Genomic DNA, 23,968 nt, shown 5'->3' on the forward strand with positions numbered 1-23,968 from the left:
CTCCGCGTTTCACTGTTTCAGGGCGCATTCACTATGTACTACCCGTTCTCATGGCTGAGAAGTACCCTTCGACTAGTGCTATACCTTTTGGTATTCGCGCTAATCGGTTGGTATATGAATGACATGTTATTTGCTGTAGCCATTGGCGCCACCTTGCTGCTTATCTTCAACTATTGGCATTTATACAAGCTTAACCGCTGGTTGTGGCATAGTCGTAAAATGTCACCACCCACCGTGCGTGGTGTGTGGGAACATATTTACGAAGGCATTTATTACCTGCAGCGCAGAAACAGAAATAAGCGTAAAGAGCTAGGTGAACTCGTGAAGCGATTTCGTGAGGGCTCTGAAGCCTTACCCGATGCCGCGGTCGTGGTGGATTCAAAAGCATGTATTATTTGGTGTAACCGTTTAGCGCGGCTGGATTTGGGCTTGAAATGGCCACAGGATTCGGGCAGAAGGCTCGATAATTTGCTACGTCACCCAGAGTTTATTCAGTACTTCCATGCTGGAAATTTCAAATATCCTATTGAAGTACCATCGCCAACCAACCCGCATAAAACCTTTGAATATCGGGTTATGCCTTATGGCGACGAACACCTTTTATTAATTGCGCGTGATATTACCCGCGTTTCTCAGTTAGAGGCCATGCGTAAAGACTTCGTCGCTAATGTTTCACATGAACTACGAACGCCTCTTACGGTAATTAATGGGTATTTAGAAATTTTGCCGGTGGATGAGTCGGCCGATCCTTTTATGCAAAAAGCCATGAAAGAAATGACTGCGCAAACTCATCGTATGCAAAATTTGATTGAAGATTTATTGGTATTGTCTCGCATTGAGGCCAGCTCTGAACGTATTTATGAAAACGTAGTGAATATTCCTACGGTACTGTCTCAAATAGAGCGAGAAGCGCAGGCGCTTAATAAAGAAAAACAGCACCACATTGAATTTCATATTGATACCGGACTAAAAGTGTTTGGGGTTGAAACCGAATTGCGAAGTGCTTGTTCTAACTTGGTATTTAATGCTGTGCACTACACTCCACCTGGTGGAGAAATTCATGTATATTGGCATGGTGACGAGGAAGGGGCTAAATTTGCCGTTCATGATAATGGCGACGGTATTGAGTCTAATCACCTTAATCGACTTACCGAGCGTTTTTACCGTGTCGATAAAGCACGGTCTCGAAAGACTGGTGGCTCAGGATTAGGGTTGTCGATAGTGAAGCACGTACTTAGCCATCACAATTCACGTTTAGACATTGCCAGTACCTTAGGTGAGGGCAGTCAGTTTTCCTTTGTGCTTGATAAAGAGTTAATTGCGGAGCAAATTTAAATGCGAATAAAGCAATTCATCGCCTCGTGCAATGTGGCCGTTTTGCTTCTTGTATCAGGCTCGTTGGGGGCTGAAACTACCCATGAGCTAGAATACGAACGCCAACCTGGGGTGGCAGGAAAGATCACCTCGGTAGGTTCAGACACACTCGCGAATTTAATGACCTTTTGGTCGCAAGAGTTCAAAGCCCTCTATCCGCAGGTGGGTTTCCAAATTCAAGCCTCGGGGTCTTCTACTGCGCCCCCTGCGCTTATTGAAGGTACAGCCACTATCGGCCCCATGAGCCGAGAATTAAAGCCTAGTGAAATTCGCGACTTTACCCGCAAGCACGGTTACCCGCCTTTAGTCCTTAAAGTCGCGATGGATGCTATCGCTATTTTTGTGGAACGCAGAAACCCGCTACAAGGGCTTACCCTAAATCAAGTCGATTCTATTTTCTCCCAAACACAATTTTGCGGTGGGGATGGACCAATCAATAAATGGTCAGAGTTAGGCATTGATGCTAATGGGTATCGCGCCCCAATTCGCTTGTACGGGCGAAACTCGGTATCAGGAACCTATGGACTATTTAAAATCATAGCCATGTGTGACGGTGATTTTAGAAATACGGTAAACGAGCAGCCTGGCTCGGCTTCAGTAGTGCTGTCTGTCGCCTCAGGAAAAGGCGCTATGGGTTATGCGGCCTATGGTTACAAAACCGCAGGGGTAAGGGCGCTGCCGTTAGGTGAAACGAAAGATTCGTTAGTGCCACTTACCATAGATAACGTTCGTAGTGAGTCTTATCCGTTCTCGCGCTTTTTGTATTTGGTGATAAACAAAAAACCTGGTGAGCCACTGCCTACCCTTGAAAGAGAGTTCTTGCGTTATATTCTATCTGAACAAGGGCAAGAACAAGTCGCTCGTGATGGGTACTTTCCAATTCGTGAAGATATGTTGCTAAGGCAACGTAGGTTGGTTGATTAGTTAGCGTAAAGCAGGTGTATAATTGTGGAGCATGTTTCATCCCGCTGGAAAACATGGGTAGTAAAAAGTCTCTTAGCTGGCACGGTACCGCCTGTAATTGCTGAACAGTTAACCCTAAATGGGTTTGACGCAAAAACAATTCGCACGCTTTTAGCCAGTAATTTACCGGCAAACTATGTTTTTGATCGGGATGTAGAATTTTATCGCAAGCTCGCATACCCCACTTTTTTAAATCAGCTTTCAATTAACAATGTGACCTGTTTGTACGATGAAAAGGTAATTCAGCTTTATCGCGTTGATAACTTTTTATCTGGGCAGGAGTGCCAAGATGTCATTAGTCTTTCCGCAAATAAACTTACCCCTTCTAAACTGACAGGTGCGCCTTCTGCAAAGGGGATAAGAACATCTTCAACCTGCGAACTCGCTTTCATGGACAGCGCGTTGGTTACCTCTATAGATAGTCGTATTGTCAGCTTCTTAGGATTGGGCGTAGGAGAAAAAGAGGTGATTCAAGCGCAACATTATAAGCAAGGGCAATATTTTAAACCGCATTTTGATTTCTTCCCACCAGGCACTCCTCAGTATCTAGAACATGCCAAAAAAAGGGGGCAGCGGACATGGACTTGCATGATTTATTTAGACGATAGCATGGAAGGTGGGCATACTCACTTTACAAAAGTCGGCGTGTCGGTAAAGCCCTGCCGAGGCGCAGCACTGATATGGAATAATTTGACCCAAACCGGCGCGCCTAATTTTAACACTATGCATTATGCTGAACCGGTGACCGTTGGTAATAAAAACGTCATAACTAAGTGGTTTCGAGATAGAAATTAGTCCTTCTAACAATATAACCAGTTGCTGTAACACTCAAAATTCACTCCAACCCATTAAAAAACAAGACAATCTTTAAGCCATTAAAGGCGATCTACAAAAGTTCCAAATATTTCTACCTGAATGTACATTTGTAACAAAAATGTCACCCTTCTCATTTAATCTCTACCGGACTTTGAAATTCAAACTAAGATCTAACTGGAGAATTTAATGGAAATTCGTAATGTTTTTAAGATCAGTGCAATCACGACTGCACTTGTTCTTGCAGGTTGCGGTGGCGATATAAATATTAATGAAGGTGACGAAGTTGTTGCAACGCCAACGACTCCTACCACGCCGACTACCCCAACTACGCCAACTACCCCTGATGTTGATACGCCATTTTCATTAGGCTTGGCGACTGATGCATCAAGCGAATTCTCTACAATTACTGATAAGCCTGTTTATCGCTTAGATGACGATTTAGTGTTAACGCAAGACATGACGTTAACCAATGATGCGCACTGGATCATTAAGGGGCGTACGGCAGTTGGTAACGACAACGCAGATTCAACAGTACTTACCATTGAAGAAGGTACAACCGTTATCGGTGAAGACGGTGACGACTTCTTAGTAGTACGCCGTGGTTCACAAATTGAAGCGTCTGGTTCATCTTCAGCGCCAATTGTAATGACATCTATTCAAGACGTTACTGGTGAAGAAACATCAATTGGTCAATGGGGTGGTGTGGTATTACTAGGTAATGCACCCACTAACCTTTGTAACACAGGTGACGATGACCAAACGTCTGACGACGAACTAGCGTCTTGTGGTGTGTCTGCGGAAGGTGATGCTGGCTTGTACGGCGGAAACGACGCAGAAGATGATTCTGGTACACTAGAATATGTTGTTGTTAAGCATGCTGGTAAAGCCTTGGCGTCTGGTGATGAACTAAACGGTATTTCATTTGCTGGTATCGGTTCTGAAACAACAGTAAATCACATTCAAGTTCACCAAAATCTTGATGACGGTATCGAATTTTTCGGTGGTACGGTTAGCGTAAGCAATGTAGTGCTAACAGACATTGGTGACGATTCTCTAGATTGGTCTTTCGGTTGGACGGGTAGTGCAACTAACGTTTATATTCAGCAATCTGCAGACGGTGGCGACAACGCTATTGAAGCGGATAACAATGAAGATAACCCTTCATGGTTACCACTTACCAAGCCAACTGTTTCTAACGTAACCATTGTAAGCGCCGACGGTACTAACGGCGTTCGTTTACGTAACGGTACAGCAGGGGTGCTATCTAATGTAGTCGTTACCGGCTCTACATTAGCGGCTAACTGCCTGCGCGTAAATGGCGACGAGTCAATCGCGAATGCAGAGTCTGGTGAGCTTTCAATCACTAACTCGGTAGTTGCTTGTGAAACCCCCGCAAACAACTTTGGTTCAGATGAAATTAGTGGCGATTCTACGCAAGCGTGGTTCGAAGGCCAAACCGGCAATAGTGTACTAACACCTTCTGAACTTCTTTTTGAAGATAACGGGTATTTCCCTACGTCAGCTTCGCCTTTAGCAAACAGTGGAAACTACATTGGCGCATTTGACCCTGCTGGTGAAGACTGGACTACAGGCTGGACGGTTGGTGTAAACGGTGGATTCCCAACTGATATTCAGACTGCTTTCGAGCAAGGCCTTGCGACAGATGTATCAGCTAACTTCCCAGAATTAACTGACAAGCCAGTTTATGAACTTGCTGAAGATACAACACTAACCAGTGATGTAACATTAACTAACGATGCTTACTGGTTAATTAAAGGTCGCTTAGCTGTTGGTAACGATAACGCAGACAACGCGGTACTTTACATTGAACAAGGCACAACCGTTTTCGGTGAAGAAGGCGATGACTTCTTAGTAGTGCGTCGTGGCTCTCAAATTGAAGCTGCGGGTACGGCCAACGCGCCAATTACCTTTACGTCGGTTCAAGACCTAACAGGTCAAGAAACGTCTATTGGTCAATGGGGTGGTTTGGTACTTCTTGGTAATGCACCTACTAACTTATGTAACACGGGTGACGATTCAGATACCTCTGACGCTGAATTAGCAGCATGTGGTGTAGCAGCGGAAGGTGATGCAGGGCTTTACGGTGGTGCAGATGCTGAAGATAACTCAGGTACGCTTCGCTATATTGTTGTTAAGCATGCAGGTCGCGCATTAGCGGCAGGTGACGAGTTAAACGGAATTTCATTTGCAGGTATTGGTTCTGGTACTGAAGTTGAATTTATCCAAGTTCACCAAAATCTAGATGACGGAGTTGAATTCTTCGGTGGTACAGTAAGCGTTCGTAACATTGTGTTGACTGATATTGGCGATGATTCACTTGATTGGTCATTTGGTTGGACTGGTAACGCACAAAATGTTTATATCCAGCAATCGGCTGCGGGTGGCGATAACGCTATCGAAGCGGATAACAACGAAGATAACCCTGCGTGGTTGCCGCTTACTAGCCCAACTATCTCGAACGTAACTATTGTTGGTGCCGAGGGTACAAACGGTGTGCGTCTACGTAATGGTACCGCAGGTGCACTGCGTAACGTAGTGGTTACTGCGGGTGAAGGCTATTCAAATTGCCTACGTGTTAACGGTGCTGAATCTATCGCGAATGCAGAGTCTGGTGCGCTTTCAGTAGAAAACTCAATAGTTGCGTGTGAAACTGACGACAACTTCGGTTCTGATGAAATCGGCGGTGGTTCAACAGAAGCATGGTTTACTGGCCAAACTGGAAACAGTGTACAAACGGCTGACGCACTAATGCTTTCTACCGATGGCTTCACACCTCGCTCTGGTTCTCCATTGCTAGGCGCTGGTGTTGACATGTCTGCAGACAGTGATTTCTTCACATCAACTGACTACATCGGTGCATTTGACGGCGAAAACAACTGGATGGACGGTTGGACTGTTGCTGTTAACGACTCAATTCCTTCTGATGTGACTAACGCATTTGAGCAAGGTTTGGCCACTGACGTTTCAGGCAGCTTTGCCGCGATTACTGACAAGCCAGTGTATCAGCTAGCCGCTGATACTATCTTTACCGCAGACGTTTCTTTAACCAACGATGCTCATTGGTTGATTAAAGGCCGCACTGCTGTAGGTAACGATAACGCTGATAGCGCTACGCTTTATATCCAACGCGGTACTACCGTATTTGGTGAAGATGGCGACGATTTCTTAGTAGTACGCCGCGGTTCGAAAATGGAAGCGTCTGGTACTGCAACATTGCCTATCACTTTCACCTCATCTGAAGATATGACGGGTGGCGAAACTACTATCGGTCAATGGGGTGGCCTAGTTATCTTAGGTAATGCACCTACTAACTTGTGTAACACAGGCGACGACGACGCAACCTCAGATGCGGAATTAGCATCATGTGGTGTATCTGCTGAAGGTGATGCTGGTCTATACGGCGGCGCTGATGCAGAAGATAGCTCTGGTACTTTCCGCTACGTTATTGTTAAGCATGCAGGTAAAGCACTTGCTGCTGGTGATGAACTAAACGGTATCTCATTCGCAGGTGTTGGCAGTGGTACAGAAGTAGACTTCATCCAAGTGCACGAAAACTTAGACGATGGTGTTGAGTTCTTCGGTGGCTCGGTAAACGTTAGTCACCTAGTGCTAACTGCCATTGGTGATGACTCACTAGATTGGTCTTTCGGTTGGACGGGTAAAGCACAGTACGTGCTTATCAAGCAGGGCCTTAATGGCGGCGACAATGCATTTGAAGCTGACAACAACGAAGATAACCCTACTTGGACACCACTAACAACGCCTACTGTTTCTAATGTAACCATTATTGGTTCTACAGATACCAACGGCGTACGTCTTCGCAACGGTACCGCAGGAACCATTAAGAACTTAGTAGTAACTGGCGGCGCTGACTACAGCAACTGCCTACGCGTTAACGGTGATGAATCAATTGCAAACGCAGCAGATGCTTCACTTACTGTTACTCACTCTACAGTGGCTTGTGAGTCTACCAGCGCATTTGGTTCTGACGTAATTGGTACGGCAACAACCCAAGAATGGTTTGAAGCACAAGACGGTAACACCGTTGTAGCAGACATTGACGCGCTAAGTTTCGATGATGCAACCGGTTATGTTCCAAGCAGTGATTCAGCGTTACTTGGTTCTGGTTTTGATGCGTCTACGCTAGATAGCTTCTTCGATAGCACAGATTATAAAGGTGCATTCGATGGCGAAGCTAACTGGACGCTAGGCTGGGTAACTGTAGGTCTTGAAGACTAATAAACTTTCATCATTCATTGAAGCTAAGGCGCTTGCGCGCCTTAGCTTTTGTGCTGAAAGGTCTTCCTAACCACAGTCCCATAGGAGTTTCCATAATGAAAAATAATCAATCGTCAATATTCAAATTAGGTAGTCTGACGCTTGCCATTTCTACTATTCTAGGTTCAAGCTTATTGTCTACCACGGCAATGGCGCAACAATCAGAAGATGAAGTGATTGAAGAAGTTGTTGCTACAGGAACCCGATTAAAAGGGACAGCAACAGCGGTAATGCAAGAACGTCAAAACCAAGCGTTTGTTGCCGATATCATGGGTGCAGATCAAATTGCACGTACCGGTGATGGTGATGCTGCGGCGGCACTTCGCCGTGTAACTGGATTGACATTGGTAGATGGCAAGTTCATCTACGTTCGTGGTTTGGGTGAACGTTACTCAAGTACACAGTTAAATGGTATGACAGTACCTAGCCCTGATCCAACGCGTTCGGTGGTTCCGCTAGATTTATTCCCTTCAAGCATCATTGAAAGCTTGAACGTTCAAAAATCGTTTTCGCCCAATATGCCTGGTCATTTTGGTGGCGGTAACGTTAATATTCGCACTAAATCTATCCCTACTGAATTTGTTTTCAGTGTGTCCGGTGGAGCAGGTTGGAATTCAGAAAACAGTAACGATGGTTTTTTCTACGACGGTGGAAGCGACGATTGGACTGGACGAGATGATGGAACACGTGCCTTACCGTCTATCATAGCATCGAACCTAGCGGCTTCTGGTTCAGATGGGTTTGAAGGTGATTCTTCACGCACGTTAGCGCAAACACAAGAAATACTAAATTCGTTCAATTGGGATATTGGCCCTGAAAGTAAGTCTGCCGACCCAGACTTCAATTTTGGCGCAACCTTAGGTAATCGTTACACGTTTGACGATGACAGTGTATTGGGTTTTCTCGCGACGGTTTCTTACAGTAATGAATGGTCAATTACCGAAGAGCAATTGGGTAATGATATTGGTGGCGGACAAGATAATCCGCGCTTTACTAAATATCGTGACATGATTTCTACCGAGCAAAATGTTCGTTGGAGCGGCATGTTCAACGTGGGCTACGAGTTAAATAGCAACCACAAAATTGAACTTGTTAATATGATGCTGCATGACATGCGCGACCGCCTGCGCGATGGCGAATACTTCGACGACAGTGAAACAACGGTAGGCGTTGAAGAATTTAGCCGTATGGATATCATTTTCGAAGAGCGTGAAATGGTATCGTCACAGTTGAAAGGAACCCACAACTTCCTTGACATTGCTAACGGTGTATTCTTTGATTGGTATGCAGGTACAAGTCGTGCCTCACGTGAAGCGCCAGATATTATGGAAGTCACTTACCAGTTATTTTATGACGACGCAGGTGCGTTAGAGCTTGAACGTATTGATGATACTTCAGGGACTAACTTAAACCGTCAATATCAAAGCCTTCAAGATGAATCTGATACTTATGGTTTTAATGTCTCTACCCCCTTCTATGGAGACGGGTATGATATTGAAATTAAAGCGGGTTTCGACTATTACGAGAAAACTCGTGATGCCGTTAATATCGATTTAGCTATTCGTCATTTTGGTATCAATGATGAGTTTAAAGTGGGTAACCGTCTGTATGATATTTTCTCAGAAGAAAATATTAATAACCCAGACTTCTACGCAAGCTCAACCGGTAGCTCGTTATTCCAAGACAATACCGGTGAAGGTGATAAGTATTCTGCAGCAAGTAAATTGACTGCCGGTTACTTGATGGTAGATGCCTTTATCGATAAGAAATGGCGTCTAAGTGGTGGCGCACGTTGGGAAGAGTTCCAGCAAATTTCAGTCCCTTATGTTGAACACTCGAATGAGTTTGCAGCAGAGACAGATGAAATTGTTGATAGTATTTACAACGAAGATGACATCCTACCTTCATTCGCGTTGACGTATATCGCTAATGATGAAATGCAGTATCGTTTCAACATCAGCCAAACGTTAATTCGTCCTGATTTACGTGATATCAGCACCACATTCTTTATCGATCCGCTTACCGAATTCCTTGTTCGTGGCTCACCATCTTTGGTAGAAACAGAGCTAATGAACATAGACGTTCGCTGGGAATGGTATATGTCTCAGGGGAATAACGTATCTGTAGCTTTATTCTATAAAGACATGGAAAACCCTATCGAGATGGTTCAGTTCGATGGTGGTGAGGGTGTACCTCAGTTACTTACCGCTAACGGTGAAGAAGGTGAGTTGTACGGGCTTGAAGTCGAGTTTTTACACGACCTTAGCTTCGTCAGCGATTCAATGAGCAACTTCTTTATATCCGGTAACATGACTGTATCGGATTCAGAAGTGACTATTGGCAGCGGTGATCAAGACTCTTTGTTCTCACAGCAAGCTCGTGAAGCTTATGGCGGTACTATTACAGCGACTATTACTAATGACCAGCGTCGTTTAGTGGGCCATTCAGAGTGGGTTGCTAACCTTCAACTAGGTTGGGATTCAGACAATGGAGAGCACTCGGCTTCATTGGTGTATAACTCGTTTGGTGAACGTATTATTGCGCCAGGTGTTCGCGGATTTGAAGATGGTATTGAAAACCCTTTCCATTCTTTAGATTTTGTTTACACCTACTATCCAGATTTCAATACTACGATTAAGGTTAAGTTTCAAAATATCCTTAACGAGGATAAAGAAATTGAACAGGAAGGGCTACTGTTACGCCGTGAATCAGTCGGCACAGGCATTAGCGCTAGCGTGAAGTACGACTTCTAATTTAAAAAGCCCGGAATTATCCGGGCTTTTTATTGCGCGATAGTCTACTGAATGTGACGGTTGTGTAATAAAACTGTCATGGAAAACTCCTATCCTACGCCCAGAATTTTATAGTCGGTAATCCCGATTTCTTTTAACTTTAAAGGTTTGAATGTATGAAGCTTATCAATTCTTTGCTTATAGCAGGCGCGCTTGTGGCGACACCTGTACTAGCACAAGACGATGAAGTACTAAATCCCGTTATCGATGAGGCGGCGAAAATTAATGAATCTGCTGCGAAGTCGCAGGAAAAAATCAACGGTATCACCGATCAGATTGACAGCAAACTTCAGCAATTCAAAACATTGATGAAAGAAATAGAAGGTTTGGATGTTTATAACACCCAACTTCGTAAGCAAATTAATAGCCAAGAACAAGAAATGGATGATTTGAACGCCGCTATCGATGAAGTATCGGTTGTTGAGCGTCAGATCACCCCGTTGATGATGCGCATGATTGACGGCATGGAGCAGTTCATTGCTCTAGACGTACCTTTCCTTCCTGAGGAACGTAAAAACCGCGTAATGGATTTGAAAGCCATGATGGACCGCGCAGATGTTGCCGCATCTGAAAAATTCCGTCGTGTAATGGAAGCGTACCAAGTTGAGATGGACTACGGCCGCACCATGGAAGCTTACAGTGGTTTGCATACTATTAATGGTCAAGAGCGTGACGTTGAGTTTTTGCGCCTAGGTCGCACAGCGCTTATTTATCAAACTCGTGATGCTAGTTCACAAGGTGTTTGGAACAAGCAAACTCGCCAGTGGGAAGAGCTAGACAGCAGCTACCGCACACAAATTACAAAAGGTCTGCGCATGGCGAAGAAACAACTTGCCCCAGACTTATTAATGCTACCAGTGGCTATCACAGACTAAGAGGTTGATGAGAATGTTTAATTCAGTAAAACGTATCGCTTTTGGCCTAGTAGCCCTTAGCTTAAGCGCTGGTGCAGTAGCACAGAACGACCGCGCAATGGACCTTGATGCACTGCTTAAGCAGCTAGAAGAAGGTCAATTTGCCCAGTCTGAGCAAAATAAACAACGTGAGCGCGATTTCATCGCTCAACGTGCTGAGCAAGATCAAGTATTGCGTGACACCCGTGCTCGTCGTGACCAAATGCTAGCTCAATCAGAACAGCTTGAAACGCAATTCGAAGAGAATGAATTCAAATTAGCTGACCTTAACGGTGCACTAGATACACGTTTAGGTTCATTAAAAGAATTGTTCGGTGTACTACAGCAAATTGCAGGCGACACAAAAAATAAATTCTATAACTCAGTAGTATCGGCGCAAATCTCAGGCCGCTCAGACTTCTTAGATAAGATGGCTCAAGACATGGGCTCTAGCTCAAAGCTTGCCTCTATCGAAGAAATCGAGCGTGTATGGTTTGAAATGCAACGTGAAATGACTGAGTCAGGTAAAGTAACCAAATTCACTACTGACGTAGTTGAAGCGGGTGGCCAGAAAGTATCAAAAGAAGTGGTGCGCGTAGGACCTTTCGCATTAGTTGCTGACGGTAAATACCTTGAATACAACGGTGTGACTGGTACGGTTTCAGAACTTATCCGTCAGCCTGCTGACCGTTACAACAGCTCTGCTGCAGAACTTCAAGAATCGGCAAGCGGTGAACTTGTTCAGTTTGGTATCGACCCAACGGGTGGTTCAATTCTAGGTTTGTTAGTTCAAGCGCCTAATCTGAAAGAGCGTGTAGAGCAGGGCGGCGTGGTTGGATACATTATCCTTATCGTTGGTGCGTTTGGTTTACTACTAGCCATAGAGCGTTTGATTACTTTGTCGCTTATTCGCATGAAAGTGAACAAGCAACTTAAGAGCAAAGAAGTTAAAACTAACAACCCGCTAGGCCGTGTACTTAAAGTACGTGATGAGCATCCAAATGCTGATGTTGAAGCACTTGAGCTTCACCTTACCGAAGCCATTTTAGGCGAAGTGCCTAAGCTAGGGCGTAACCTTACTATCATTAAGATTATCTCAGTGGTAGCACCGCTTATGGGTCTACTTGGTACAGTTACCGGTATGATTAATACTTTCCAGGCAATTACCTTGTTTGGTACAGGCGACCCGAAACTAATGGCGGGTGGTATTTCAACAGCACTAGTTACAACGGTTCTTGGCCTAGTAGTCGCTATTCCAATGACTTTGCTATACGCCATGCTAAATACACGTTCTAAGAACATCGTATACATTCTTCAAGAACAAGCGTCTGGCGTTATTGCAGAGCGCGCAGAGCGGAGCTAATCATGATCGAGTTTCTGGAAGCAATTCGCGATTTCACAGAAACAGGTGGCCAGGTTCTCCTGGTCATCGGTCTGCTGATATTCGTTATGTGGCTTTTGATCCTCGAGCGTGCCATGTATCTGATGATTTGGCATAAGCAAGCTAAGAAAGAAGCGGTGTCTATGTGGACTGCACGTAACGACCGCGCTTCTTGGATTGCACAGCAAGTTCGTCAGAAAACGATTTCACAGTTAACTATGCGTCTTAACGGTAGTATCCCGATTATTCAGTCTTTGGTTGCGCTTTGTCCGCTACTTGGCTTGATGGGAACGGTAACCGGTATGATTGAAGTGTTCGATGTGATGGCCATTGCAGGTTCGGGTAACGCCCGCTCTATGGCATCAGGCGTATCGAAAGCCACTATCCCCACTATGGCGGGCATGGTTGGTGCACTTTCAGGCGTATTTGCCTCTACATGGCTTAACCGTATGGTGAAATCTGAACGCACGCATCTTGAGGATGCATTGACTATTCAACGTTAATGCTACGGCATTAAGGTAAGGTAAAAATTATGAAGCAACATTTTCAAAACCTAGTTGATGAAGAAGAAGCAGCCATCGATATGACGCCCATGCTGGACGTTGTATTTATCATGTTGATTTTCTTTATCGTAACCGCATCCTTCGTAAAAGAAGCGGGTATTGATGTTAACCGTCCTGAAGCAGCCACTGCTGTTAAAAAAGACCGCGCTAACATTCTTATCGCTATCTCTGATAAAGGCGAAATTTGGATCAATAAGCGTCGTATAGATGAACGTGCAGTACAGGCGAACATCGAGCGTCTTCACGCTGAAAACCCGCAGGGTACCGTTGTGATTCAAGCAGATAAAGAATCAACCACTGAAACCCTTATTAAAGTTATGGATGCCTCCCGTGCGGCAGGTGTTTTTGATGTTTCGATTGCAGCTCAAGAGCCATAAATCATGCCACGATATATAATCGCATTTGTTATATCCCTTGCGATCACGTTAGGCCTGTTCTTCTTGATGCAATCACTCATCAAGATGGGTGGCAGTGCGTTAACGGAACCGCCAAAGGGTAGTGTACTTGACTTTGTTAGGGTTAAGCAGGACGAACAGGTCGAGAAAAAAGATCGTAAGCCTAAGAAGCCGCCTAAGCCAGATCAGCCGCCACCGCAAATGGAGCAACCTCAAATGGACTCACCTACTCCGGATGCGGAAGGGACGTCTATGGACTTCGGTGCAGATGTTGGTGATGATATTTCACTAGACGGCGGGTTAGCCCTAGAGTCTGGTGATGGCGAGTATTTACCTATAGTTAAGGTGGCGCCGGTTTATCCTCGTCGTGCTTTGCAACGTGGTATCGAAGGCTTTGTTATTGTTGAATTTACGGTAACTAAGCAAGGCGCAGTACGAGATCCTATCGTGATAGAAGCCAACCCAGAAGGTATATTTGAACAAGCAGCAATGGATGCCGCAATGAAGTTTAAGTATAAGCCGCGAGTGGTAAATGGCGAAGCCACGGAAGTCTCTGGTATTCAAAACCGTATTACCTTCCAGATAGACGGATAATGACATGAGAAAAAAACAAACGAATACATTGCTTAGTGCACTGGCGTTTGCAGTTGTTTGCGCAACTGTGTCTGTTCCTACTCTGTTGGTTGCCGGTGATGCAGTTGCTCAGGAACAAAAAGCCAGTGATAAGAAAACCCGTCGTGTGCCTACACTTCGTGGAAAGGTTTACGAGCAGTTAGCGCGAGCACAGTCAGCCGCGGATGATGCAGGGAATGTAGAAGAAGCTATTGCTATTCTTAAAGAGGTAGAAGAAAAAGCTGACTCGATGAATAGCTACGAAAAAGCCATGATGTATAACTTTTTCGGCTTTATTTACTACAACGATGAAAATTACGACAAAGCGTTAGAGTCGTTTGAAAACGTGGTTAACCAGCAACCTATTCCTGAGAAGTTCGAAATGTCGACACTTTTCAGCTTAGCGCAGTTGCATTTGATGCAAGGTAACTACGACAGAACGATTGAGTTTATCGAACGTTGGGAAGTATTAAACGACGGTGTTATACCACCTAAAAATAAGGTGTTAAAAGCACAGGCGTATTATCAGAACAAGCGTTACGATGATGCAGCTGATTGGATAACACAAGCCATTAAAGAACATGAAGCAGAAGGCATGTTGCCCGATGAAGCATGGCTTATTCTTCAACGCGCGGTGTTCTATGAACTTAAGCAGCCTGCTAAAGTAAAAGATGTTTTGATCAAGCTGGTAAAGCTTTACAGCGAACCGAAATATTGGATACAACTGGCTGGTATGTACGGCGAGTTAGGTGAAGAGCGTAAGCAGCTTGCGATTATGGAAACAGCTTACCAACAGGGTTTTGTAGAATCTCCAGCGGATATCTTCAACATGGCACAGCTTTATTACTATCACCGTGCTCCTTATAAAGGTGCATTGTTGATGGAACAAGCCATGAAAGAAGGCGTGCTGGAAGAAAACCTTCGAAACCTTAAGTTTTTAGGCCAAAGCTGGACGCTAGCCAAAGAGCAAGACAAAGCCATTCCGGTGATGATGCAAGCAGCAGAATTATCAGAAGATGGTGAGTTAGATGCTCAGTTAGCGCAAATTCTACTTAACGAACAACGCTGGGATGAGGCTATTGCAGCGGCAGATCGCGCCGTTGAAAAAGGTGAGATGCGTAACCCAGGCTTGGTGTATTTGATTAAAGGCATGGCCCTTTATAATCAAAAGCAGTACGCACTTGCGCTTAACCAGCTTGCTGAAGCTGAAAAGCATCAGAAAAGCCGAGCTATGGCACAGCAGTGGAAACAGTTTGTTCAATCTGAAAAGAGACAAGCTGAAATCATCGAAACTGAGCTTGGCAATAGTTAAACGCAACAGTGAGCACGTTTATACGTGGTAGTCGAAACGCCGCAGGCATCTAAACGAGCCTGCGGCGTTTTTGTTTGCACTATATGGACTGCCTTCGCTTATTAGTGCCTTTCACAGAAGGCGCCAAGAATAAAGGTTCAGGGAAGAAAGGCTTCAATGGAGGGGAGTTCATTTCTAGCTTCAAGTTCATTCCAGTAAACTTTAGTTTTCATCACGTCTTCTTTGATAGACAAAAAAGTGGACACTAATTCCGGGTCGAAGTGCTTGCCCGATTCACTTTCAATGTAGGCAAATGCTTCTTCATCTGGCCACGCTTGTTTATAGGGCCGCTTCATGGTCAGGGCATCAAACACATCTGCAATTGCCACAATGCGTGCGCTTACTGGAATTTGTTCACGCTTTAATGAATTAGGGTAGCCACTGCCATCCCATTTTTCATGATGATAGCGCGCAATTTCTGCGGCCAAGCTAAACAAGGGCGAATTACTGCGGGTTAATATTTCATAGCCAATTGCCGCATGCGTGCGCATGACTTCCATTTCATCAAAGGTAAGTCGTCTAGGGGCTTTTAAAATATTATCAGGAATACCTATTTTTCCGGTATCGTGCATAGGCGCGGCTTGTGCCAGCAAAGAGGCTTCTTCAGGTGACCAACCATAGGCTAATGCTAAACACTGACAATAAGCGGCCATGCGCCAGATGTGATGGCCAGTGTCAGTATCGTTGTAATGTCCGGCTGCGGCCAACATGCTAATAGCACTTTGCTGACTACGAAGTAGTTCTTGAGTTCTGATCTTAACTTCTTGTTCAGTTACTCTCACTTGGTGTGCTAACGAGATGTGAGTTTTTACTCTAGCAAGCACCAGGGCCGGTGAGATAGGCTTAGTAATATAATCCACTGCCCCTAATTCAAATCCTTTCTCTTCATCTTGACCTTGGCCCAAAGCCGTAACAAAGATGATAGGCACCTTAGCCAGTCTTGGGGCAAGCTCTGGGGAAGTTTTAATCTGTCTGCATACTTCATGACCATCAATACCCGGCATCATGATATCGAGTAAAATAAGGTCAGGGGTGAACTGCTCTACGACTTTCAATGCAATCTGCCCAGTAGGCGCGACCTTTACTTGGTAATAAGGCGACAAGATACCCTGCAATAAATCGATGTTTGCTGGCTCGTCGTCAACGACTAAAATGCTAAAGTCCGTTTTTCTCGATTTCTGGTTATCAGCCATTTAGCAATGTATCCCTAAGGCGTAAAAGTTCTTCAAGTGCTCGGCTGTAATCGTAAACACTAACAAGTTGCCTTGCATGGTTTAGTGCATGTGCCGATGCTGATGATGCATGTTTGTTGTAAAGCGTTGAAAGCAGAGATACTGCCTCGGCATCGTAAGACTCAAGGCTTGTGATCACCGCTGACAAATCTGAGATAGATAATACCTCTCCTGCTTCTTCATCATCATACTCTTTTGGCAATGAAAGCGTATGCGCAATAAGTCGAAGAGTGGCGTCTAAAGCGAATGAGATGTTCGATATTTTATGCGCATAATTAGTGTTGTCTTCAAGGCTGTTTGGTAGCCTTTCTAACGCAGTAACCAAAGTATCAGCCCCTATTTTTTTAGCATCGGCCAATAGCGAGTTAATAGCATCATGCTTCGCGTCATTCTCAATCATAATATTAATAAGCTGCGCGAGTAACTCTGCATTTTTGTAATTCGAGTAAAATTCAGCCAAGGAAATAAGGAAGGGATCGTCACTGTCATGCATGTTGTTTAAATTGACAGAAGTGTGAATATTGATGTCGATGACATGTAATATTTCAGCTGCGCTTGCGGGTTTTACCAAGTGGGCACACATACCAACGCTAGACGACTTTTGTTTGTTTTCGCTGCTACCATCAGCACTAAGTGCAATGATAGGGCAGTGCCAGCCATTTAAATTATTTAGTTCCTCAGCAACAGTGAATCCGCTCTTATTTGGAAGAATGCAATCGAGTAGTACCACGTCGAAGTCGTTACTATTTCCCAGTGCCAAAGCTTGCTCACCAGAGGTTGCTGTGGTCACACTCAAGCCTGCATCAAGTAAAATTTGCTGCGCTATTTCAAGACTTATACTGTCATCATCTACCAACAATGCGTGCTTTCCTGCTAGTCGTCGCTTGCGCCATATCTTGCTTTCTAGCCCATCAATGAGGGTGGGTAACTTGGTATTTGAAGTAGGAACTAATTCCCGCAAGACGTCATTATCGGTAAAAGGTAGCTCTATAATATTAAGCGTGTTGAGTTTGACAGATTGTAATCGACGCTTAGCTTCTTCGGTGTCGATGGGGGTCACGATACACACTAGGTTTAGATTTTCATATTCACCAAGTTTTATATGGTTGACGAATTTTTGCCATTCTGATGGCTTAGCGGGAAGCAACACCATTGCATCATGCCGCGTAACTGGGAACGCATCTGTATTTGGGTTAACAAAGCTGCAAGGTATGGAGAGTCGCGACAGTGTGTGTGCTAAAATATTGTTCGCTTCATCCATATCCTGACTTGTATTCACACACAGTAATGGGTGATTCAGTTTCGGTAGGGGCACGGCTAACTTCACTTTTTCACGGCTAATTTCATTAGCCGTCTCATGAACCAATTCCGGAACAGCAAAACAAAATTGCGTTCCCTTACCAAGCTCACTGATAAATTCAAGTTCACCATGCATCAGTTCAACTAAGCGCTTGCTAATCGCTAGGCCTAATCCAGTACCGCCATATTCCCTTGAAATAGACGCATCGGCCTGTACGAAGGCGTTAAACAGTTTTTCTTTGTTGTCGGCATCAATGCCTATACCTGTATCGCTCACACAAAAACTAAGGGCGTCTCTTTCTTTACTGACGGTTAATTTAACGAATCCGTGACGAGTGAACTTGATGGCATTTCCCAATAAATTAACCAATACCTGATAAATCTTGTCGCTATCACCCTTACAGGTAACGTCTGTGTCTAAGCGCATGTCGAATAGTAACTGTAAACGCTTCTGGCGCGCTTTATGTTGAAACACCTGTGCGAGCTTGTTCATCATATCGGCAAGGTTGAAATCAGCACGATGCAATTCAACTTGTTGGGCTTCAACTTTCGAAAAATCTAAAATGCCGTTTATTAGCGTAAGCAACGAGGTAGCGCTGCCTTTCACTTTGGTCATGTAACTTTGTTGCTGCGACTGATTATCGGTTTCAAGTGCTAAATGGGTTAAGCCAATAATGGCATTCATAGGGGTGCGAATTTCGTGGCTCATTGTCGCTAAAAAATCTCCCTTGGCCTTGTTAGCATTAGCGGCTTCTTTGTAAGCATGTTGTAGTTTACGCTCCAACTCTTTACGATCACTTATATCTCTGAACACACCAACATGGCCGTTGGGGTTGCCATGAATGTCTTCAAGGGGAACTGCAATAATTGAAATTGGAAAGATGCGTCCTAGCTTATCGGTAAAGAAGTCTTCATCAGAGCTATAGGTTTTTCCCTCACAAATAGCCTGATTTACAGGGCATTCATCTCGAGATAAAAGTGTGCCATCTCCTTTTTGATAATGAACAGCATTGTGGAACCTGTGGCTTTGTAAATCTGCTAATTCCCACCCCAACAAACGAGATGCTTCAGGGTTGAGAAATTGCGTTTTACCTGTTGCATCTACGGCATATACACCTTCACCGATGCTGTTAGTAATACTTTGATAAAACTGCCTACCTGTCTCTAACCTTTTTTCTAACCTTTTTTGATTGGAAATATCTGTGCAGAGTACGACGAGATTTTCAACGCGGCCTTGTTCATTAACGTTGGGAACAATGGTACAAAATACGAACCAAGGGGTGCCGGATTTCGTGATACTTTGAAGCTCGCCGTGCCAAATCTCACCTTTAAATAGGGATTGAATAATGGTGAGGCGCGTTGGTAGGGGGACATTATTTACATTGAGCATATCCGCACTGTTCCCGATAAGCTCGTCTCGAGTAAATTCAGATAGCTGACAACATTTATCATTAGCGCTTAAGATAGTGCCATTTAAGTCGAGCGTGACAACTATGCTGTGCTCATCCATAGCTCGCCTTTGGATCAGCATGTCGTTCTCTTTATGTTGTTGCTCAGTAATTAAGTCTAATACCAAGGTGGACAGCGACGTTAAGCTAGCAATATCGTCATCAATTTCTGGTCGCGCTTGCGCTGTTAATAATGTATTTACCGATTTAACAAGGTTGCCGGTTATGGTCGCTAATTCTTGAGGCGAGGTTTGCCCCTGAGCTGCAGGTGGCCTGCCCATATTATTTTGACGTGCATAACCGCCGCTTGTTGTCTCACCTTCTGCTTCAAGACCATGTTGGCGGTATGTATTGTCGATAGAGGCGAGCAATGCACTAAGGCCCGTGGTAAGGCGGGATGCATCATGGTTGTCTAACAAAGAGGTTTTATTAAGTATATCGTCTAGCCAAAGTTCGCCTTCTTCGTTGTTTTCACAAGAGAATGCAGCTTTGATTTGCTTGATTAAAAGAGAGTTCACAGCGTTGGGAGCAGACTTACGTTAGGCTTAATAGATTATGTATAGAATGAAAATGGTATTGCAGCAAACAAACCAGGTTATTCTTTGGTAGCAATAACCTGATTTTATTCATATTAACGGCAATTAGCGCCAAGACAATTTAGGCTGAACGAAGCTCTCTACGCAGAATTTTCCCAACAGTAGATTTAGGGAGTTCTTCTAAAACCGTAAGTTCCTTAGGGACTTTGTAGTTGGTTAAGCTTTCTTTGCAAAAGGCAATGATGTCATCGTTACTTACGGGCTTGCTGACGGTGATGAACGCGCATACTCGCTCACCCGACTTATCATCTGGCTTGCCAACAACAGCGGCTTCCATGATATCGGGGTGAGCTGTGAGCACATCTTCTACTTCATTCGGGTAAACGTTAAAGCCCGAAACAATAATCATGTCTTTCAAACGGTCGACAATTTTAAGTGCCCCTGATTCAACCCAAACGCCGATGTCACCGGTTTTAAAGAAGCCATCTTTGGTCATGACTTTTGCTGTCTCATCGTCTCTGTTCCAATAGCCCAGCATCACTTGTGGTCCACGAACCGCAATTTGCCCTGACTCGCCTTCGCCTACTGGGTTATCGTAGCTATCTAGCAAAGCTACCTCAGTATCTTGCAGTGGTTTACCAACGGTACCAATTTCTTCCTCGCCAGGCAGATTAAAAGAAACGACGGGGGCGGTTTCTGATAACCCGTAACCTTCAGTAATCGTATTACCCGTTACTTGTTTCCAAATAGACACGGCACCTTGGGTAAGCGCAGTTCCGCCTGACATCGTTAAATGCAGTTTTGAGAAGTCGAGCTTGGCAAATTCGGGGTGACGACCCAAACCAACGAATAACGTATTAATACCTGCAAACGCCGTAATTTTGTGCGGTTTTAAGGTTTGAATAAAACCGTCTATATCGCGAGGATTTGGAATAAGCACGATATGGCTACCCTTCGCGAACAGCGCCATCATACAAACGGTGAAAGCATAAATGTGATACAACGGAAGGGGGCAAACAACCACCTCCTCACCTTCTTTGAAAAAGCCGCCTAGGTGATCGAGCATTTGAACGCTGTTGCTCATGACGTTTTTATGGCTAAGGGCTGCGCCTTTAGATACCCCTGTGGTGCCTCCCGTGTATTGCAACATGGCAAGGGATTCAAACTCTGTTTTAGGTCTGACTACGCCAGGCAAATCTGCACCAGCTTTAATCGCATCGGTTAATGACACTGTACCCGTTATAGCCGGAGCCGTAGCAGCATCTAATAATTCCGTTGCCGAAGTAGCAACAACGGTTTTAATTTGAGTGTCGCTTTTGATGGCATCAAACTTAGGCAGTAAATCACTTAAGATCACCAATGCTATTGCGCCGCTATCAGTAAATTGGTGCTTCATTTCCCGCTCGGTATAAAGCGGGTTAGTGTTAACCACTACCAAGCCCGCGCGCAAGGCAGCATAAACGGCAATAGGGTTTTGAATGAGGTTAGGTAGCTGAATAGCAATTCTGTCGCCGGCTGCTAGTTTGGCTTCATGAGTGAAGTAGCGCGCTAAGGCAGCAGATTTTTCGTCTATTTCCTTGAAGGTTAGCGTTTGACCTAGTGCGGTATACGCCGGTTTGTCAGCATGCTTAGTAAGAACGGCTTCAATATTGTCGGCCAGGCAAGTAACGTTTTCTGGGTACGTTAACATAATGCTTTATCCTGAATGAGAGGTTTCAATGAAAGATGACTATGCGGATACAGTAACAAATGTTCATTTTTATTTACATACCTATTACATTATAGCTAAACATTCACCTCAGTGATGATTGCTGACGACTTGAATAGATTTGAATAGGTTCAAAAAGGTGTGGTTTGAGCGTGGTGTTCGCGCTGGGGAGTGTGAAGCTATTAGCGCGTTGATAGCGGACGCGACGTATTAGTTACTCGTAGTAAGCCATAAATAAAACCGCCTATTAAACCTGCGAAACATTGAAGTAAGAAACCATCGAACCCACGAGCACCTGCAATCAGTGTGACGTTAAGAATGGGCTGCATAGCAAGCAATGCAACGGCGATGCTACTTGCAGCGGCTATGCTCGTTAACGCAATAACGCGAGGTTTTGTAACCTTCTGCTTCATGGCGTATTTACGAATAATAGTGACAACACTGAATGCAAGTAACAGTGCGATAGCGATAATAATGCCATAAGTGGGTAGCAAGCCTATTGCATCCTTCCATGCGGTAGATAGCCACTCAGAGGGGGTAATTACTACCCCAAGATTGGACAGTGCATCTAATACTTGGAATGTGTGTAAACTGCTAGCCAATAGAAAGGCTACTAACCACGCAGGAAGAAAACTTTTGATAAAAGACCACATAACCGCTCTTTTCGCTATTTTAAGGTGTTATAACATTCAAGTTACTATTGCATGCTAAGGTAGCGTAATAAATAGGGGGAAGGAAATTATGTTTATCCAAAGCGGGTTCGAAATGCCTGGTAGTATAAAAAACCAAGCACAACGACCTACACGGTATCTAACCTTGATGATGTTCACGTGCTTGAGCTTATTGTCGGTCAACGGTGTTTCAGCAGATACGTCGGGTAAAGTTGCTCTTGAAGTACAAACTTCGGATACAGCAATAACGAGGGTCATCGCCGATACTCTGCATTACCCGAAAGCACTTCTTCAATTGCCCGATAGCCGTTGGTTAGTGGCCGAACGCGATGGCAGAATTGTCACCGTACCTTCTACAGTGGTTAGTTCTGATAAACCTTCTTTTTCCCAAGTGTTGCCACTTCCGCAGCTGTATCAAAAAGGGCAGGGCGGCCTGCTGCACATGGCACTTTCTCCCGACTTCAGCACCTCGAAAGTCATTCTCTTTTCGTACTCGAAGGGCACCGACGACGCTAATCGTTTGGCAGTGATGCGGGGCGTTTTGACTGATGATGGGCAAATTAAAGCACTAACACCAGTAATAGAAATAAAAGACAGCAAGGCTACGCCAGTGCATTTTGGTGGCAAGCTTGTAGCCATGGAAGATGGTACTTGGTTGGTAACCACAGGTGACGGTTTCGATTATCGGGAGCAGGCCCAAGTATTAAGTTCACAGTTAGGGAAAGTGCTTCGTTTTACTTTAGATGGAAAGCCCGTCTCAAATGTTCCGTTTAACAATGCACCGTTTGTTTACACCTTAGGGCACAGGAACCCACAAGGGTTAGTGAAATTGCAAAATGGTGATGTCTACTTGCATGAGCACGGCCCGGATGGCGGTGATGAGTTAAACAAGCTTACGCCTGGAATGAATTATGGTTGGCCGGTGGTTACGCTAGGTAAAGATTATTCGGGGGCAACCATTTCCCCGTTTAATCACTATGAGGGTATGGTGGATCCACTCGTAGATTGGACACCATCTATAGCGCCATCATCCATGGCGGTATACAACCACAATGCGTTCCCCACACTCACTAACCACTTGCTTGTTTCTGCCCTAAAAGCGAAGGCGCTTTACGCTGTAGATTTATCAAGTCAACCGTTTCAGTATCGAAAGGTATTTTCTTCTATAAATCAAAGGGTTCGTGATGTTGCAGTAGGGCGCGATGGTGGTGTTTATGCGTTGACTGATGGGGAAAGTGCCGAGTTAATACAGTTACTGCCACCTGATTCTTTTGATGCTGTAACACGCCCAGACTAATCATATTCAATCCATGAGCTATTAAATATTGTAAATTTACAACATTATTGTTTATTATTTCATCTGGTTAGACCATAAATACGAGAAATACCTAAGATAAGTCATGCTTTGTATAGGTTGCTTTTATCATTGCCTCACAAAGCAATGTAAAATGAATGCCATGTGATATGGTTATTCATAACTTAATGAAAAATAGTGATTATTTTGTTTTTTGTGAGGTTGGCTTCAATCTGTCAAACGAGCAAAATGTAAATACCTTGTAGCTAATGAAAAGGGTAAAAGTGGCAATGTGCTCTTGTGCCATTTTCTAATGATTACCTGATGCTTAAAAATCAGTT

General features: G+C 44.4%; 16 protein-coding genes. 12 read left to right on the top strand and 4 right to left on the bottom strand.

Annotated features, from left to right (window positions below):
- Positions 1–33: 33 nt before the first annotated feature.
- The 11 genes from phoR (at position 34) to ALT761_RS03405 (ending at position 15,400) form a co-directional block, all read left to right on the top strand.
- The gene (gene phoR / locus ALT761_RS03355) at positions 34–1,335 is read left to right on the top strand and encodes a phosphate regulon sensor histidine kinase PhoR (protein ID WP_129736545.1); all 1,302 of its coding nucleotides are present in this window, start codon (positions 34–36) and stop codon (positions 1,333–1,335) included.
- Positions 1,336–2,298 carry a PstS family phosphate ABC transporter substrate-binding protein gene (locus tag ALT761_RS03360; protein ID WP_013785419.1) on the top strand — a complete coding sequence of 321 codons (963 nt, stop codon included), beginning with the start codon at positions 1,336–1,338 and terminating at the stop codon, positions 2,296–2,298.
- Between the two features lie 24 nt (positions 2,299–2,322).
- Positions 2,323–3,132: a 2OG-Fe(II) oxygenase gene (locus ALT761_RS03365; RefSeq protein WP_129736547.1), complete on the top strand. Its 810-nt coding sequence runs from the start codon at positions 2,323–2,325 to the stop codon at positions 3,130–3,132.
- Between the two features lie 207 nt (positions 3,133–3,339).
- Positions 3,340–7,413: a hypothetical protein gene (locus tag ALT761_RS03370; protein WP_129736549.1), complete on the top strand. Its 4,074-nt coding sequence runs from the start codon at positions 3,340–3,342 to the stop codon at positions 7,411–7,413.
- Positions 7,414–7,508: 95 nt separating this feature from the next.
- On the top strand, positions 7,509–10,205 hold the full coding sequence (locus tag ALT761_RS03375) for a TonB-dependent receptor domain-containing protein (RefSeq protein ID WP_013785416.1): 2,697 nt from the start codon (positions 7,509–7,511) through the stop codon (positions 10,203–10,205).
- A 155-nt stretch (positions 10,206–10,360) separates the two neighbouring features.
- The gene (locus tag ALT761_RS03380) at positions 10,361–11,119 is read left to right on the top strand and encodes a DUF3450 domain-containing protein (protein WP_129736551.1); all 759 of its coding nucleotides are present in this window, start codon (positions 10,361–10,363) and stop codon (positions 11,117–11,119) included.
- 13 nt (positions 11,120–11,132) lie between these two features.
- Entirely contained in the window at positions 11,133–12,500 is a 1,368-nt protein-coding gene (locus ALT761_RS03385; protein WP_129736553.1) for a MotA/TolQ/ExbB proton channel family protein, read from the top strand.
- Positions 12,501–12,502: 2 nt separating this feature from the next.
- Positions 12,503–13,021, top strand: coding sequence for a MotA/TolQ/ExbB proton channel family protein (locus ALT761_RS03390; RefSeq protein ID WP_013785413.1), 519 nt, complete (start codon positions 12,503–12,505; stop codon positions 13,019–13,021).
- A gap of 29 nt (positions 13,022–13,050) precedes the next feature.
- A complete protein-coding gene (locus ALT761_RS03395) occupies positions 13,051–13,458 on the top strand; it encodes an ExbD/TolR family protein (protein WP_013785412.1) in 408 nt (135 codons plus the stop codon).
- Positions 13,459–13,461: 3 nt separating this feature from the next.
- Positions 13,462–14,070 carry an energy transducer TonB gene (locus tag ALT761_RS03400; protein WP_013785411.1) on the top strand — a complete coding sequence of 203 codons (609 nt, stop codon included), beginning with the start codon at positions 13,462–13,464 and terminating at the stop codon, positions 14,068–14,070.
- A gap of 4 nt (positions 14,071–14,074) precedes the next feature.
- On the top strand, positions 14,075–15,400 hold the full coding sequence (locus ALT761_RS03405) for a tetratricopeptide repeat protein (protein WP_129736555.1): 1,326 nt from the start codon (positions 14,075–14,077) through the stop codon (positions 15,398–15,400).
- Between the two features lie 137 nt (positions 15,401–15,537).
- On the opposite strand, the gene ALT761_RS03410 is transcribed toward ALT761_RS03405, so the two are convergent.
- The 4 genes from ALT761_RS03410 to ALT761_RS03425 all read right to left on the bottom strand — a co-directional run bounded on the left by ALT761_RS03410 (position 15,538) and on the right by ALT761_RS03425 (position 22,315).
- Positions 15,538–16,632, bottom strand: a complete 1,095-nt coding sequence (locus ALT761_RS03410) for a response regulator (RefSeq protein WP_129736557.1) — start codon at positions 16,630–16,632, stop codon at positions 15,538–15,540.
- Positions 16,625–19,936: a hybrid sensor histidine kinase/response regulator gene (locus ALT761_RS03415; RefSeq protein ID WP_232043526.1), complete on the bottom strand. Its 3,312-nt coding sequence runs from the start codon at positions 19,934–19,936 to the stop codon at positions 16,625–16,627. The genes ALT761_RS03410 and ALT761_RS03415 overlap by 8 nt, the downstream gene beginning before the upstream one ends.
- A gap of 139 nt (positions 19,937–20,075) precedes the next feature.
- A complete protein-coding gene (locus ALT761_RS03420; protein WP_129736559.1) occupies positions 20,076–21,644 on the bottom strand; it encodes an AMP-binding protein in 1,569 nt (522 codons plus the stop codon).
- Positions 21,645–21,844: 200 nt separating this feature from the next.
- Positions 21,845–22,315, bottom strand: coding sequence for a hypothetical protein (locus ALT761_RS03425; RefSeq protein WP_129736561.1), 471 nt, complete (start codon positions 22,313–22,315; stop codon positions 21,845–21,847).
- An 88-nt stretch (positions 22,316–22,403) separates the two neighbouring features.
- On the opposite strand from ALT761_RS03425, the gene ALT761_RS03430 reads away from it, so the two are divergent.
- A complete protein-coding gene (locus ALT761_RS03430; protein ID WP_129736563.1) occupies positions 22,404–23,630 on the top strand; it encodes a PQQ-dependent sugar dehydrogenase in 1,227 nt (408 codons plus the stop codon).
- Positions 23,631–23,968: the final 338 nt, after the last annotated feature.

The sequence above is a fragment of the Alteromonas sp. 76-1 genome (assembly GCF_900654235.1).
Classification (GTDB): domain Bacteria; phylum Pseudomonadota; class Gammaproteobacteria; order Enterobacterales; family Alteromonadaceae; genus Alteromonas; species Alteromonas naphthalenivorans.